Origin of the sequence: Paenibacillus sp. 32352 (assembly GCF_002042965.1) — a bacterium.
GTDB lineage: Bacteria > Bacillota > Bacilli > Paenibacillales > NBRC-103111 > Paenibacillus_S > Paenibacillus_S vulneris.
In genome coordinates, this window is sequence record NZ_MZNT01000003.1 from 513,324 (window position 1) to 528,609 (window position 15,286).

Consider the following 15,286-nt stretch of genomic DNA (forward strand, 5'->3'; position numbering starts at 1 on the left):
AAGGCTATGATTCGGGTAACGATCAAGCGGAGACCAGACGATCGGATCGAGTCGTTCCGGGTTAAAGGGCACGCACTATACGGTGATCCGGGCAAAGATATCGTTTGCGCGGGTGTATCAGCCGTTACGGTCGGTACCGTCAACTCTGTTGAAACGGTGCTAGGGGTTGTTATGAAGGCGAACATGAAGCATGGTTTGCTGGATGTACAGGTTCCCGTTAATCTGGATGATACAGAGTCGGATAAGGTACAGCTGCTTCTGGAATCGATGGTCGTCATGCTGAAATCGATCGAACAATCGTATGGTGCATATATAACATTGCAAGACAAAAAATAAGTGAAGAAGGAGGTAGACATCCATGCTACAATTAAATCTTCAGTTGTTCGCTTCCAAAAAAGGTGTAGGTTCCACCAAAAACGGACGTGACAGTATTGCTAAACGTCTTGGCGTTAAGCGTGCTGACGGTCAACAAGTAACTGCAGGAAGCATTTTGGTTCGCCAACGCGGAACGAAAATTCATCCGGGCAATAACGTAGGCATCGGTTCCGATGATACGCTGTTTGCAAAGGTTGAAGGCGTTGTGAAATTCGAACGTCTGGGTCGTGATCGCAAGAAAGTTAGCGTCTACCCTGTGGACGCTGCTCCTGTGGCTGCGGCTGTGGAAGTATAATACGTCATCAACGATAACCCCGGCGATCCAGTATCGCTGGGGTTTTTTGCGTAGTTGGGAAAGTGGCGTGTGCTTTTTGGAACAACATGCTATACTGGTAGAGTTAGGATCAAGCGCGGATCGGAGAGGGTACGCCATGATGTCGAAAAGGCCTGATTACGAGCAGTTGGTGTTGGATTACGTACAATCTCCTGCGGCGGCTGCCGCGGAGGATGGGGATTCGGAGCAAAATCTTCGTTTCATCCGATTGTTAAATCACTACCGGCATGACTGGATGAATGAGATTCAGGTGCTGTTCGGTTATGTGAAATTAAAAAAGTATGATAAATTAGAGAGTCTTATGGAGAAAATAAAACATAAGGTTCAGATTGAGAGCTACGTGGCTAAACTGGGAATTCCGGACCTGATCGTCTATTTGCTTGCTTATCAGACCGAGGTTAGGGAAATTACGCTGTCCATCATTATGAAGCAGGAGATACATCTAGATGAGCTGCCGGTAGATCCTCATCGGATTTATGTCATGGTTCGGGAAGTCATGGAGACCTTTAAGCACAATGCGCGCCTCGCTGTGGAAGGGGAGCATGCGCTTGAGTTTCATTTGCTTCAAGAGAAGGATGAGCTGCTTGTGCGGTTTGTTTATCATGGGGATGTGAAGGAAGCATCACTTATGCAATCCTTGCAAAAGATACGTCAGGCATCGGTGCCGGGTGAAGCTTGGGAAGCTGTTCAGGTGAAAGAAAATGAGGCAGCAGTTTCAATTTTGCTGTCATTGAATACATAATGAGGTGGATTCATGTTTGTAGATAAAGCGAAGATTTATGTTAAGGGCGGTGACGGCGGAGACGGTTTGGTGGCGTTCCGGAGGGAAAAATATGTTCCCGAGGGCGGACCTGCAGGAGGCGACGGCGGAGATGGCGGCGATGTTATTTTCCGTGTTGATGAGGGACTGCGTACGTTGATGGACTTTCGTTACCAGAAGCACTTTAAAGCGGAGCGAGGGGAAAAAGGGCGCAATAAAAGCCAGCATGGAGCCAATGCCGATGATATGATCGTTAAAGTGCCGCCGGGAACCGTAGTAATCGACGATGACAGTCAGGAGATTATTGCAGATTTGACCCGCCATGGGCAGGAGGTCGTTATCGCCAAGGGAGGACGCGGAGGACGCGGGAACACTCGCTTTGCGACACCGAACAATCCTGCGCCCGAAATTGCCGAAAACGGGGAAGAAGGCCAAGAGCGCTGGGTTGTCCTGGAGCTTAAGGTTATGGCGGATGTGGGCTTGGTAGGCTTCCCGAGTGTAGGCAAATCGACCTTGCTCTCGATAGTTTCGGCGGCCCAGCCGAAGATCGGGGCGTACCATTTTACCACGCTTACACCGAATCTTGGTGTGGTTGACGTCGGAGACGGACGCAGCTTCGTCATGGCGGATTTGCCGGGCTTGATTGAAGGAGCGCATCAGGGTGTCGGACTGGGTCATGAGTTCTTGCGCCACATCGAACGGACCAGGGTTATCGTCCATATTATCGATATGGCTGCAACAGAAAGCCGGGATCCATTTGAGGACTGGCAGAAGATCAACGAGGAATTAAAGCTGTACAACTCCAAGCTTGAAGAGCGTCCGCAAATTGTGGTTGCCAATAAAATGGACATGCCCGATGCAGAGGAATTTTTGGCGCAATTCAAACAACAGCTGGCGGAAGTTAGTCCGGAGACGCAAATTATAGCGATTTCGGCGCTTACCAAAAGTGGTGTTCAGGAGCTGCTTTATAAGATCGCGGACTTGCTGGAAACCATCCCCGAGATGCCTCTCGTCGAGGATCTCGTCGATCTGTCAGAGCGCAAAGTATATCGCCTGGAAGCAAAGGATGATGATGAGGATTTCACCATTCACCGGGAGAATGATACTTTCGTTGTAGAGAGCCCAAGTATTGAAAAGCTGATTAAACGGACGAATTTTAGTACAGAGGAATCCGTCATGCGATTTGCCCGGATTTTGCGCAAAAAAGGGATTGATGAAGCGCTTCGGAGCCGCGGTGCCAAGGATGGGCAGACGGTTCGGATCGGTGATTTTGAATTTGAATTTGTTGAGAAGGAATAGCTGACAAACGTTATTGGAATCCAACGATAAACACCAAGTCTCATGTGGTTTGATGAGCTTGGTGTTTATATTTTTGCTGAAAACGTTATAAAAGCGAACGATAAAACAAAATATTGATAAAAATGTTCGTTATTTACATTGATTCATAGGGTGAATAGAAAATATACAAAAAAAGATGTGCCAAAACATGAACTTTTTTTCAAAAAAGCGTTGAACTATACGGATTTGAATTGTATAGTATATATGTAATGAATACTAACACAAACAATACATGAATGTAGGAAAAAGAGAAAAAACAAGGAGGAATCTAGGAGTGGATGTACAAAATTTCCGAAAAGCAGGGCATTTTCCGAGTTTGTTGTCAGCATTTCTCTATTTTGATGTTAGTTTTATGATATGGGTCCTTTGTGGAGCTCTATCCTTGTACATCACCAAAGATTTTGGTTTGACTGATGCGCAGAAGGCAACGATGGTTGCGATTCCGACGTTAGGCGGCTCCATATTCAGAATTCCGATGGGCATTCTGGCTGACCGCATCGGCTCCAGGAAGACGGGAATTATCGGTATGATCCTGACGCTGATTCCCTTGCTATGGGGGTGGCTAGGCGGCCACAGCTTGAATCAGGTTCAAGCACTAGGATTTCTGCTCGGCATAGCCGGGGCGAGCTTTGCAGTTTCGCTTTCGCTTGCCAGCCGATGGTATCCGCCGCAGTACCAAGGCTTGGCGATGGGGATAGCCGGGGCCGGCAACAGCGGTACGGCTCTGGCGACCTTCTTCGGCCCGCAATTGGCCGCCTCTATGGGCTGGCACAACGTATTCGGTCTGGCCATGCTTCCACTGCTGCTTGTCCTTTTGGCTTATACTATCATGGCTAAGGATAGCCCCAATCAGCCGGAGCCCAAGAAGCTTGTAGATTATTTGTCAGCCTTCAAAAATATCGATACCTGGTGGTTCAGCCTATTCTATGCGGTTACGTTCGGCGGCTTTGTCGGGTTCTCCAATTATTTCAATATCTTCTTCTACGATGTATACGGCGACAAAGCAATGGATGGAGGTCTGAGCAAGGTTCAAATCGGTTATTTGGTCACGATCACAGTTATTGCCGGGAGCTTTTTCAGGCCGGTAGGGGGCTATATTGCCGACAAAATCGGAGGCATGCGTTTTATGATGCTGCTCTTCTCCGTTATCACTCTATGCGCTTTTGCCGTTTCAACGCTGCCGGGCTCCTTTCTAGTGATGCTGGCTATAACAAGCGTAATGATGGCGTGCCTGGGAATGGGGAACGGTTCGATCTTCCAGCTGGTTCCGCAGCGCTTTTCCAAAGAGATAGGGGTTGTAACAGGCATTGTGGGGGCCTTCGGCGGTCTTGGCGGATTTCTGCTGCCGAATAATATATTAGGACCTTTAAAGCAAGCTACGGGGACTCATACGACGGGATTTGTTGTTGTTGCCTCTATCGTGCTGGTGGTAACCCTGGTCTTTTACGCAGTGACTCGAAGCTGGAGGAAAGCTTGGGCGACATCGGGTTCGGGGGTTAATTACTAGAGGCGGGTGAGAGCAGAAATGAACGATTATGTTGAGCTTGTTCAGAAGCGGCAGGTTGCCGTCCTGCCTCAAGTGAATGCGGACTTGACTGAGTGTCCCTACTGCAGCGTGCAATGCACGATGAAGCTTCAGGAGGTAGCTTCAAGCGGCGGGGCTCTCTATTCCGTAACTCCTAACAAAGAGGACCCGGTAACGGACGGAAGGCTATGTGTCAAGGGGCTGAATGCCCACACGCATACCATGGACGATAGAAGATTGAAAAGCCCGATGATAAGGGACTACGGGAGACTCCGCCATGTATCCTGGGAAGCCGTGCTCGAGCATATTCGGATTCAAATCCAGCATATCCAGCTCAAATACGGCAAGGATTCGGTAGGTGTATACGGAGGAGGCTCCTTAACGAATGAGGAAAGCTATCTCCTGGGAAAATTTGCGAGAGTGGCGCTTCAGACCAAATATATCGATTACAACGGCCGGTTCTGCATGTCGGCTGCTGCAGGGGCTTCCAATCTGACCTTTGGGGTCGACCGAGGCTTGACGAACCCGCTCTCGGAAGTGCCCTTAGCCAAATGCATTATTCTTGCGGGCACCAATATTGCCGAATGTCAGCCGACCATCATGCAGTATTTCCGAAAGGCCAAGCAAGTCGGATGTAAGATCATTGTCATAGATCCGCGGGAAACGGCAACGTGCGCGATTGCGGATATCCATCTGAAGGTGAAGCCGGGGTACGATGCGGCATTGGTCAACGGGATGTTGAAGGTCATCGTGGAGGAAGGGTATACGGATCAGGCGTTTATCGAGCAAAAAACAAATGGCTATGCCGAATTGGCTGAGCATTTGAAAAAGGTCTCATTGTCCGAAGCGGCGGCGCTATCCGGTGTTGATCCCATGCTTATAATCGAGGCGGCAAGGATGTACGGCCGAGCGGAAACGGGAATGGTGTTTACGGCCCGGGGGGTAGAGCAGCATGCAAGCGGAGTGGCCAACGTCCGCAATTTTCTCAACCTGGTACTGCTCACCGGTAAAATCGGCCGCCCCGGATGCGGCTATGGGGCCATCACGGGCCAAGCCAACGGTCAGGGCGGCAGAGAGCACGGGCAGAAGGCTGATCAGCTTCCGGGCTACCGTTTGATTGAAGATCCCGCCCATAGGGCTCATATCGCCAACGTATGGGGAGTTCCAGAGGAGGAGCTCCCTCGCAAAGGGGTATCTGCTTATGAAATGATGGAGGCTATTGACCGGGAGGAGATCAAGGCGCTGATTATCCTTTCCTCCAATCCGGTCGTGTCCAATCCCAACAGTCAATTGGTGGAGAGAGCGTTGAAGAAGCTGAAGTTTCTGGTTGTCATTGATTTGCTGCCATCGGAAACGTCCCGCTTTGCCCATGTACTCCTTCCTGGCTCCGCCTATTTGGAGGATGAGGGGACGATGACTCAGCTTGAAGGGCGCGTGATGGTCAGAAGAGCATTAAAGCCGCTGCCCGGGCAAGCGAGGCTGGACTGGAGGATTCTATGCGATATAGCCTCTGCGCTGGGAAGAGGACGATATTTTCAGTATGGCTCGGCTGAGGATATTTTTAATGAGCTCCGGCTGGCATCCAAGGGCGGATTGGCCGATTATTACGGAATCACTTACGACGAGCTGGAGAAGAGGAAGGGCATATTCTGGCCCTGCCCGGAGGAGGGGCATCCGGGGACGCCGCGCATGTTTGAGCACAGCTTCGCTCATCCTGATGGCAGAGCCCGATTGGCCGCGATTGAACATCAGAATCCTAAGGAGGTTCCATCCAGGAGATACCCGTTGACTTTGACGACCGGACGTGTGCTGCAGCATTATTTGTCGGGAGTTCAAACCCGCAGCACACCGGAGCTGAATTCCAAATATCCGGAGCCGTTGCTGGAGGTTCATCCGGATACCGCCATAGAAAACGGGCTGGTCAACGGCGGATATGCTCGGGTTTCATCCAAGCGGGGCTCCATCCGGCTGAAAGTGAAATTTTCTTCCAAAATCCGCAGGGATACCGTGTTCGTTCCCTTTCATTGGGGAGAGGAGCAATGCATCAATCGTCTAACCAATCCGGCGCTCGACCCCGCGTGCCGAATGCCGGAGTTTAAAGCCTGTGCCGTACGAGTTGAGCCCATGAGGGCATAAGGCGGCAGGGCATGGGGCTTCAGGCCGGGTTGGCTAGTCTGTGGCAGCCTTCCCTCCATGGTGTTCGCACCAGATAGGGTTCCATTGATAGAAAACGAGGTGACAGCATGAAGGAATGGATCAAGACGGTCGGAACAGGAAAATTGGGCTCACGCCATCTCACCTATGATGAAGCGGTTGCGGCTGCTCATTCTATTGCCCGGGGAGAGTCCACAGACGCCCAGACGGCGGCTTTCTTGATGGCGATGAGAATGAAGGGGGAAGCGGATGAGGAAATGATGGGCTTCATCGATGTGTTCCGGAAATATTCGCTTCCTTTCCGCTCCTTTTCGGATTCGTTGAACTGCGCAGGACCTTATGACGGCAGGCTGTATTTTCCGATTACCATTCCGGTAAGCCTGCTGCTCGCTTCCGTCGGATACCCGCAAGTGCTGCACGGAAGCGATTCTTTGCCGCCGAAACAGGGGTTTTCGTTAAAGGAGCTCTTGGAAGGGTTAGGCATACAGGTGGAGCTTGAGGCCAAAGAATGGGAGAGCATCTTCATGTCTATCCACATCGGGTTTATATGGACGGATCTGATATGCCCGCCGTTTGGCCGCATCAGGAATGTGCGGGAGCAGATCGGCTTAAGGACGTTTTTGAACACCGTGGAAAAAGTCATCAATCCGATTCATTCCAAGAACATTATTATCGGTGTCAATCATAAAACGGCCATGGCACACTTGCTTCAGCTGCTGCCCAAATCCGGATTCGAAACAGCTTGTATCATTCAAGGAATTGAAGGATCGGAGGACATTCCCCTCAATAAGACGAGCTCCATACGCAAGGTGACGCCATGGGGTGACGAGTCCAACAGCGTAGATCCCGCCACATTCGGATTTCGGGGAGAACCGCTGGAAAAATGCGGAAAGGATGAGCATCTGAAGCGGCTCACCAGAGTCATCCGGGGAGACGACTCGGAGGATATCCGTAATGAGAGGGAGCATGTCATATTCAATGCAGGACTTCGCCTGTACTGGTTTGATAAGGTGGGCAGCTATGAGGAAGGCTTTCAGCTGGCCCGTTCGCTTCTGTCACGCAAGGAGGCGTTCAAGGTATTGGAAAAATGGCGGGAGCTTAGCAGTAAGAGCTCCTTCCGGACGAGGCAGGCGAAGTAATGGTGTTCTTAAGCTGTGCAAACTATTCAGACTGAGGCTATCCGTGACCGGATGAATGTTTCATTCAGCGGCAGGACAGTCTTTTTTTTATTGTCCTGATGGTTTGAGGAATTGCGGTTCAGCTTAGTTCATCTGGGGATCTACCAGAGCTGTCCAATGGACTGTAGGGACAGCATCCTCTTGATAGCCCGCTGTACCGACCCAAATATGCCCGGAAGGCCCATGATCGAAATAGTGGGCGAGCAGGGTGTGAAAAATAAACGGAATTTCCCGGTTCAGAACCTGATCGCGCGGAATCCAGTGCAGGATCCCTTCATTCGTTTGGACAATGTTTCTGCGTGTCGTATCAGCGGTATAAATAAACTGCTGGCGGATCTCCTGCTGGTTGAGACGAATTAATATATATTGCAGCTTCATATGGAGCAGCTCGGTTTCTTTCAGACCGGTTTCTTCCTCAATCTCCCGCAGGCATGCCTTGTAGGGATCGTTGATTTCTTCCGGTTCCATGTGACCTCCGACCACGGCCCACATCCCCGGATTTAAGGTGCGGGTCGGGGATCGTTTCATCATTAGCAAATCGTTATTGTTAAAGAGCATCGCCGTAGCCATCATTCTTGTACGAATCACGAAAAAACCACCTCTTCCTACTAGTAATATAAAGCAGAATGAAAGTATAAAAGAATAAAAGACAAGCTCAACTCAAACCTTAACATGAATCGGAGGGTGTTCCTAGCGGACAGATGTGGAAACTTTATGAAAGCTGCCGGATTCCGAAATAGCCTATTGCCGGATACATCCATATTCGATATAATGTCCACTAAGAAGAAACATTCGTCTTTGTAGAGAGGACTGTGGCTGTGCAGGAGAAACATGACGCGGAGACCAGATCTAGCGGTAACGAACGTTACTATTTAGTCAGAGAAGATATTTTGCCCGAAGCCTTGGTCAAAACGGTACAGGCCAAGGAGCTGCTGGCACGAGGCGAAGTAAAGACGATTCATGAAGCGGTGGAGCAGGTTGAGCTGAGCCGCAGCGCTTTTTACAAGTATAAAGACGGCATCTTTGAGCTTAGCAAGCTGGAGCGGGAACGCATCGTCACAATATCGATGGATTTGGAGCATCGATCAGGGATATTATCCAGAGTGCTCGCCATGATAGCCGGATTGGACGGCAATGTTCTTACGATCCATCAGACGATCCCGCTGCAGGGTGTCGCTAATGTCGTCATTTCCGTCGAAACATCGGTGATGGGGGAGACGGTTGCCGTGCTTCTTGAGCGGCTTCGTGAACAGGAAGGCGTAAGCAGGGCTGTACTCGTAGGCCAAGGCTGACGGATGAAACCAATAACCAGAACACGGGAAGAGCGTGTCAGTAATAGCTGCAACATGATCATGAGGAGGAACAGCATATGAAACCGATAAAGGTAGGTTTGTTAGGGCTCGGGACGGTAGGAACAGGCGTCGTACGCATTGTGGAAGGACATCAGCAGGATCTGCTGAGCCAGACAGGCGCCCCGATCGAAATTGCCAAAATTTTGGTCCAGGACAAAAGCAAAGCGCGCAGCATCGCTGTGAACGCAGACGTGCTTACGGAAAATCCTTGGGATGTAATCGATAATCCCGAGATTGATATCGTCATCGAGGTCATGGGCGGCATTGAGCTTGCAAAGAAATATATGCTGCAGGCATTGGACAACGGCAAGCACATCGTAACGGCGAATAAGGATTTGATGGCGCTGCACGGTCCGGAAATTATCGCCAAAGCTTCGGAGAAGGGCTGCGACGTATTCTACGAAGCCAGTGTTGCCGGAGGGATTCCAATCATTCGCACCTTGATCGAAGGCTTCTCATCGGACCGGATCACGAAAATTATGGGGATCGTCAACGGAACGACGAACTACATTCTCACGAAAATGAGCCAAGAGGGCGCAGCCTATGAAGACGTGTTGAAGGAAGCGCAGCAGCTCGGCTATGCGGAAGCGGACCCGACTTCGGACGTCGAGGGCTTCGATGCGGCTCGCAAGATGACCATTCTTGGAACGCTGGGCTTCCATGCCAATGTGGCTCTAGGCGATGTGCAGGTTCGCGGGATCAGTCAGGTCGCCAAAGAGGATATCGCCTACGGCAAGCGTCTTGGCTACGAAGTGAAGCTCCTTGGCATTGCAGAGCGCCAGGATGATTATATCAGCATCAGCGTGCAGCCGACGATGGTCAAGCAATCCCATCCTCTGGCCTCCGTCAACGGAGTGTTCAACGCCGTATATGTCTATGGCGAAGCCGTAGGCGAGACGATGTTCTACGGACCGGGTGCAGGCGAAATGCCTACCGCAACCTCTGTCGTGGCCGATCTGGTTGCTGTAGTTCGCAACCTGAAGCTTGGCATCAACGGACAGCGCGGCTTTATTCCATACAAGGAGAAGAAGCTGAAAACCGACGAGCAAATTGCCTCGAAAAACTTTATCCTGCTTCATGTGGAGGATAAAGCGGGCGTTCTGGCTCAGATTACCCAGGTATTCGCCGAGCACGAAGTAAGTCTGGAATCTGTTCTTCAGCATCCGAATAAGCATAACCCGAAAGCGGAAATCATTATCATTACCCATGACGCGAATCAGGCGGCAATGAAAAAAGTGCTGCAGCAGTTCGAATCCATGGATGTGGTTCATGCGATCAAAAGCGTCTATCGCGTAGAAGGATAAGGATACGCGGATATAGCAGGAGTTTTAGACAGCAGTGATTACTAAGTTCGAAGGGTAAGGGACCGATTTCATGGACACAAGTCATACAAAAGTACGCGTCAAGGTGCCGGCGAGCACAGCCAACCTGGGACCCGGCTTCGATACGCTGGGCATGGCGCTGGATCTCTATGCATGGATAGAAATGGGCATTGCGGAGGAAACGAAAATACATTTGATCGGAGATCAGATGAGCGGCATTCCAACCGACAAGTCCAATCTGATATATGAAGTGGCTCAAATGGTGTTCGACAAAGCGGGAGTGAAGCATCCTGAGCTTGAAATCTCTATGTACAGCGATATTCCGCTGACAAGAGGGCTAGGCAGCAGCGCATCTGCGATCGTAGGCGGTTTGGCAGCCGCCAATGCGCTCATCGGCAGCCCGCTCAGCGACGATACGCTCTTTCAGATGGCGACGGAGCTGGAGCACCACCCCGATAACGTAGGGGCGGCGCTCTTCGGCGGACTCGTCGTCGCCTTCTGGGACGGCGAGCGTGCGGAGCATATCCGCATCGAGCCCGACGACCGGCTGGAAGCGCTGGTGGCGATCCCGCACTTCCAGCTGTCGACGGAGAAGGCGCGGCATGTGCTGCCGCGCGAGCAGAGCTTGGCGAATGCCGTGTTCAACGTCGGGCATTCGTCCGTGCTTGTAGCCGCCTTCTGCACCGGGCGGCTGGATATGATTGCGCGCGCCATGAAGGATGCGCTGCATCAGCCTTACCGGGCCGCCCTGGTGCCGGGGCTGGCCAAGATTTTGGCCGAGGCGACGGACCACGGCGCCCTCGGCGTAGCATTGAGCGGAGCGGGGCCTACCATGCTCGCGCTAGTGGACCGGAACAGCTCCCGCAAGGAGGAGCTGGAGCAATTCCTGCTCGGAACGTTGAAGGAAGAGCAGATCGAGGCAACGCTAATGTGGCTGAAGCCGGACCGCCACGGAGTTCAATTGTTGACACACTTTGATGAACAGTGTACATTATTCGAAAACATCAAAGGAGATGTCCGTCTATGAAGCGTGTAGCGCTCCTGGGTCCCGGTACATTCACCGAAGAATCGGCTCATCATTATATGGGGACGAATGCTTTTCATTATGTGAACTGCAAGCTGATCGACGATGTGTTCAGATCGACCGTTAACGGGCAAACCGATTACAGCGTCATTCCTATTGAAAATACGTTCGAAGGCTCGGTCAGCCTTCATTTGGATTGGCTTGTCCATGAAGTGGATCTGCCCATCCAAGCGGAGTACGTGTACCCGATCTCCATCAATCTGTTGTGCAACGAAGCCTTGGGAGATTCACTTGCGGACCGCTGCTCCGTTATTAAAAAAGTGGTCTCCCATGGGGTGACTTTGTCGCAATGCCGGCAATTTCTGAAAACCTATCTGCCCCACGTGGAGCTGGAGCAGGTGGGGAGCAACGGAGAGGCGGCAAGGCTTGTCAAGGAGCTTGGACATCGCGAGGTAGCCGCACTGGCTCCATCCGGTGCGGGCTCCCTGTACGGATTACATACATGGGCGCAGGGAGTTCAAGACCATCAGAACAACTTTACCCGGTTTGTGCTCGTAGGGCCAGAGCCTGTAAGTCTTCCGGAACAATCGGTTGCGATGACGAAGACGACCATTACCGTAACGCTTCCGGACGATTATCCGGGAGGCCTGCATCAGCTGCTGTCTGCCTTTGCGTGGCGCCGCATCAACTTATCGAAGATCGAATCGAGACCGACGAAGAAGAAGCTCGGCACTTATTATTTCTATATTGATATCGAAGCTTCCATGGATTCCGTTCTGCTGCCGGCGGCCCTTCAAGAAATTGAGGCTATCGGCTGTCAGGTACGGGTTCTCGGATGCTATCCGACCTATACGTATCAGCCGGTACATTCGGAATAGGATGATCCGAAACGAAATGCCACGTAATGAATAACCAGCAAAGCTTCATCATACAATGAGCAGGGAAAACCGTCGTTACCATCCCATGGAACGATAGGCATTTCCCCGCTTTTTTTGTTTGTAAATAGTGTTATGTGGATTTTTTTCCAAGGTTCATGGTCAAATGCCTACCAACCTGCATAAACTGTATTGTCATTTTGTTTTGGCACGCGTAATGTTTAGGCTTTTACCCCTTGTGAAGGCGGCTTGAAGCATCTAAGGCAGTTAACGTGCTATGCGAAAGCGAGAAACGGACCCCTCCGACAGTACATGGAACGCCGCTACATGGGAAGTTTCTCAAAGAAAATGTTAAGGAGGTTTATGCAGTGAAAATCCATATGGTCAAGAAAGGCGAATCGCTCTACCTCATCGCTCAAAAGTATCATGTTGATTTGGATAAGTTAATTGAGATGAACCCGCAGATCACGGATCCCAACGTTATTGATGTCGGAATGAAAGTCAAAATTCCGAACGGCCCGACGCCCGTAGAACCAGCGGACGATTTTCTCTACAAGCATACGGTAGTTCAAGGGGATACGCTGTGGAAGCTATCCAAGGCTTGGAACATCCCGCTGAACCAGCTGATTGAGGCCAATCCGCAATTGAAAAATCCGAATGTGCTAATGACCGGAGACATCGTAAATATTCCTAAAGCAAAGCATCAGCAGGGAGACCACCATTACCCGCACCATCATCATAAGAAAAACACAGCTCCTATTCAGCCTGCACCAACTCCGGTATCGCCAATACAGACGGCTCCTGCTCCAAAACCGCCTGAACATATTGAAGCGCCGAAGCCTAATGTAGAAATGCCGATTATGCCTATCATGCCCATCATGCCGATGGCGCCTAATGTGAACGAGCAGATCTCTCCGGAAGCGGTCATGCCTAATGTGAACCAGCAGCCCTTTATTCCGGAAATGCAAGTATCGCCTAGCGCGGTTCAGCCCAATGTGAATCAGCAGCCCTTTGTTCCGGAAATGCAAGTATCGCCGAGTGCGGTTCAGCCCAATGTGAATCAACAGCCCTATTTTCCGGAAATGCCTGTATCGCCCAGCGAGATTCAGCCTAACGTGAATCAACAGCCCTTTTTCCCAGAAATGCCTGTATCGCCTAGCGCGGTTCAGCCTAATGTGAATCAGCAGCCCTTTTTTCCGGAAATGCCTGTATCGCCCAGCGCCATTCAGCCTAGTGTGAACCAACAGCCTTATATTCCGGAAATGCCGATAATGCCGAGTGCTACACAACCCGCTCCTTCCTTCATGCCGAACGCGCCGCAGCCCTATCCCTCGGTAATGCCATCTTATGAGCAGCCTGGAGTAAACAGCGCCATATCTCCTTTTTCCGATAATGCCAATGTGATGGGTGCGGAAGCAACGCCGAATGCGCCGTTCCACCAGCCTTCGTCCAACTTGTTTGAACAATTCCAGGTTCCGGCAACCGAAGCTATGAGCTATGGGCAGATGAGTCCGAATTACTGGCCTCAGCAAGAAATGCCCATGATGTGGCCGCAGCAGGAGCAGCCGTATCCGCCTATGCAGCAAATGCCTGGGGCCGAGCAAATGCCATATCAGCCTTTTGCGGCACCGATGCCGGAAATGTACGGATTTATCCCGCAAGCTGGCGGCGGCTGCGGTTGCGGAGGGGAACAGGTCTCTCCGGCTTACGAGAAAGGCAAACCGTTCCCTAATGTTTCGCCAATGGAAAGTCCATACATGTTCCAGCCGGAGATGCCTTCTTATCCGAATGCTCCGTTTCCGGGTATGGCCTATCCGACCTCCGTCAGCCCTGAAAGCGAAGCTCCTTACTATCAAGGAGGTTTTTTTCCGCAGACGGCCGGAGCTTTTACAGGTCCTGCATATCCCATGTACGGGTATCCAATGCCTTCGATATCCTCTTACGGCGGCGGTTATGATGACTGCGGGTGCGATGACACGTCGATAGGCAGGGAGCAGCCGGTGCAAGCGGCAGAGGAGGAAGCCGCCATGGTTTCCAGAAATAATCAAAAGTCCGAACCCAAAAGCACAAACAAGAAAAAACGCGGCAATCAGGCTGTGATAAGCCGTATTTCCCACACCCCGCGCAGAAGACGCGCAAGCTCTTCCAAATCCAATAAAAGTCCATGGATTAACGTTTAATTGCATGGCATAAGTACAGCCGGGAGCGAATGCCTCCGGTTTTTTTGTGTTTTCATCTTCCGAAAAGGCTCCGTATAATCCCCTTGAACACTGGGAAAAATGGTAAAACATACTTTATGTTAGAAGGGGATTCGGATGATTCTTCTAAGCTTGCTGAACAGAATTAAGAAAAAGCTTCGTTGGAAACGGCGCTGGCTCACTTTGGCGGCCATTGTATTCGTAGCCGGCATGTCCTCACTTGCTTTTATTATGCTAAAAGGCGGCACAGGCACCGATAAGCTGGAATGGTCTCCAGGGGATCAGCCGGTGTTCGGAACACAAATCCGTCCAACACTGCAAAGGGAGGATGAAGTGCAGGCTATGGTGAAGCAAATCGAGGGGCAGCGTGGAGCTTATGCCAGGAAGCTGTATGTCTGCGGAGAAGAAGTCCAAATGCTGGGAAGAATGACATCTGCGCAAATATTACAGTATCATAAAGAGCACCCTACGCTAACCGTGTCGATAGGAGAGGGCGGGGACGTTTATTTTACCGAGCAAATCGATGATTTGTCACCGCAATGCAAGTCCAATGCCTACTTCGGTCTCGATAGTAAGGGAAATCTTTCCTTATTCGAGGGTGTGCCCGAAAGTAATCAGGTGCTTAGAACCTTTTTCCAGCTAAACATTGAATTCTTGGAAAGCAGCTTGCCGAGAGAGACAGTAAAGCAGCTCTACCGCGGAATTCCGGTAAGCAATTTGGATGAGTATAACAGCGTGCTATCGACCTTTGCCGATTTTGCAGTGGAGGACCAGGCCAAAGCGCTGCACTGAACGAAAAAACAAAAGAGAGACGATTCGTTGGAAGAGTGACGAGTCGTCTTTCTTTTTTA

The 15,286-nt window shown here is 50.9% G+C and carries 14 protein-coding genes; 13 read left to right on the forward strand and 1 reads right to left on the reverse strand.

Annotated elements, in window-relative coordinates:
* Window positions 1–6 precede the first annotated feature (6 nt).
* The 7 genes from B1728_RS10000 to B1728_RS10030 all read left to right on the forward strand — a co-directional run bounded on the left by B1728_RS10000 (window position 7) and on the right by B1728_RS10030 (window position 7,625).
* Window positions 7–336 carry a ribosomal-processing cysteine protease Prp gene (locus B1728_RS10000; RefSeq protein ID WP_079910037.1) on the forward strand — a complete coding sequence of 110 codons (330 nt, stop codon included), beginning with the start codon at window positions 7–9 and terminating at the stop codon, window positions 334–336.
* 22 nt (window positions 337–358) lie between these two features.
* Entirely contained in the window at window positions 359–670 is a 312-nt protein-coding gene (gene rpmA, locus B1728_RS10005; protein WP_028547689.1) for a 50S ribosomal protein L27, read from the forward strand.
* 136 nt (window positions 671–806) lie between these two features.
* A complete protein-coding gene (locus B1728_RS10010) occupies window positions 807–1,451 on the forward strand; it encodes a Spo0B domain-containing protein (RefSeq protein WP_079910038.1) in 645 nt (214 codons plus the stop codon).
* Between the two features lie 12 nt (window positions 1,452–1,463).
* Entirely contained in the window at window positions 1,464–2,768 is a 1,305-nt protein-coding gene (gene obgE, locus B1728_RS10015) for a GTPase ObgE (protein ID WP_079910039.1), read from the forward strand.
* A 313-nt stretch (window positions 2,769–3,081) separates the two neighbouring features.
* Window positions 3,082–4,314: an MFS transporter gene (locus B1728_RS10020; RefSeq protein WP_079910040.1), complete on the forward strand. Its 1,233-nt coding sequence runs from the start codon at window positions 3,082–3,084 to the stop codon at window positions 4,312–4,314.
* An 18-nt stretch (window positions 4,315–4,332) separates the two neighbouring features.
* Window positions 4,333–6,468 (forward strand): assimilatory nitrate reductase catalytic subunit NasC, encoded by a 2,136-nt coding sequence (gene nasC / locus B1728_RS10025; RefSeq protein WP_079910041.1) that lies wholly within the window; start codon window positions 4,333–4,335, stop codon window positions 6,466–6,468.
* 107 nt (window positions 6,469–6,575) lie between these two features.
* Window positions 6,576–7,625, forward strand: a complete 1,050-nt coding sequence (locus tag B1728_RS10030; protein ID WP_079910042.1) for an anthranilate phosphoribosyltransferase — start codon at window positions 6,576–6,578, stop codon at window positions 7,623–7,625.
* 123 nt (window positions 7,626–7,748) lie between these two features.
* On the opposite strand, the gene B1728_RS10035 is transcribed toward B1728_RS10030, so the two are convergent.
* Window positions 7,749–8,252, reverse strand: coding sequence for an NUDIX domain-containing protein (locus B1728_RS10035; RefSeq protein WP_079910043.1), 504 nt, complete (start codon window positions 8,250–8,252; stop codon window positions 7,749–7,751).
* A 230-nt stretch (window positions 8,253–8,482) separates the two neighbouring features.
* Between B1728_RS10035 and B1728_RS10040 the strand changes: the two genes are divergently transcribed.
* The 6 genes from B1728_RS10040 to B1728_RS10065 all read left to right on the forward strand — a co-directional run bounded on the left by B1728_RS10040 (window position 8,483) and on the right by B1728_RS10065 (window position 15,227).
* The gene (locus B1728_RS10040) at window positions 8,483–8,956 is read left to right on the forward strand and encodes an ACT domain-containing protein (protein WP_079910044.1); all 474 of its coding nucleotides are present in this window, start codon (window positions 8,483–8,485) and stop codon (window positions 8,954–8,956) included.
* A gap of 77 nt (window positions 8,957–9,033) precedes the next feature.
* Entirely contained in the window at window positions 9,034–10,320 is a 1,287-nt protein-coding gene (locus B1728_RS10045; RefSeq protein ID WP_079910045.1) for a homoserine dehydrogenase, read from the forward strand.
* A 70-nt stretch (window positions 10,321–10,390) separates the two neighbouring features.
* On the forward strand, window positions 10,391–11,365 hold the full coding sequence (gene thrB / locus B1728_RS10050; protein ID WP_079910046.1) for a homoserine kinase: 975 nt from the start codon (window positions 10,391–10,393) through the stop codon (window positions 11,363–11,365).
* Window positions 11,362–12,240 carry a prephenate dehydratase gene (gene pheA, locus B1728_RS10055; RefSeq protein ID WP_079910047.1) on the forward strand — a complete coding sequence of 293 codons (879 nt, stop codon included), beginning with the start codon at window positions 11,362–11,364 and terminating at the stop codon, window positions 12,238–12,240. The genes thrB and pheA overlap by 4 nt, the downstream gene beginning before the upstream one ends.
* Window positions 12,241–12,605: 365 nt before the next feature.
* A complete protein-coding gene (locus tag B1728_RS10060) occupies window positions 12,606–14,417 on the forward strand; it encodes a LysM peptidoglycan-binding domain-containing protein (protein ID WP_079910048.1) in 1,812 nt (603 codons plus the stop codon).
* A gap of 135 nt (window positions 14,418–14,552) precedes the next feature.
* The gene (locus B1728_RS10065; protein ID WP_079910049.1) at window positions 14,553–15,227 is read left to right on the forward strand and encodes a BofC C-terminal domain-containing protein; all 675 of its coding nucleotides are present in this window, start codon (window positions 14,553–14,555) and stop codon (window positions 15,225–15,227) included.
* The last annotated feature ends 59 nt before the right edge of the window (window positions 15,228–15,286 follow it).

Excerpts from the sequence above, each read along its gene's own strand:
- B1728_RS10010 (WP_079910038.1), top strand. The coding sequence starts at position 807 with ATGATGTCGAAAAGGCCTGATTACGAGCAGTTGGTGTTGGATTACGTA.
- rpmA (WP_028547689.1), top strand. The coding sequence starts at position 359 with ATGCTACAATTAAATCTTCAGTTGTTCGCTTCCAAAAAAGGTGTAGGT.
- B1728_RS10030 (WP_079910042.1), top strand. The coding sequence starts at position 6,576 with ATGAAGGAATGGATCAAGACGGTCGGAACAGGAAAATTGGGCTCACGC.
- B1728_RS10065 (WP_079910049.1), top strand. The coding sequence starts at position 14,553 with ATGATTCTTCTAAGCTTGCTGAACAGAATTAAGAAAAAGCTTCGTTGG.
- pheA (WP_079910047.1), top strand. The coding sequence starts at position 11,362 with ATGAAGCGTGTAGCGCTCCTGGGTCCCGGTACATTCACCGAAGAATCG.
- B1728_RS10045 (WP_079910045.1), top strand. The coding sequence starts at position 9,034 with ATGAAACCGATAAAGGTAGGTTTGTTAGGGCTCGGGACGGTAGGAACA.
- nasC (WP_079910041.1), top strand. The coding sequence starts at position 4,333 with ATGAACGATTATGTTGAGCTTGTTCAGAAGCGGCAGGTTGCCGTCCTG.
- thrB (WP_079910046.1), top strand. The coding sequence starts at position 10,391 with ATGGACACAAGTCATACAAAAGTACGCGTCAAGGTGCCGGCGAGCACA.
- obgE (WP_079910039.1), top strand. The coding sequence starts at position 1,464 with ATGTTTGTAGATAAAGCGAAGATTTATGTTAAGGGCGGTGACGGCGGA.
- B1728_RS10000 (WP_079910037.1), top strand. The coding sequence starts at position 7 with ATGATTCGGGTAACGATCAAGCGGAGACCAGACGATCGGATCGAGTCG.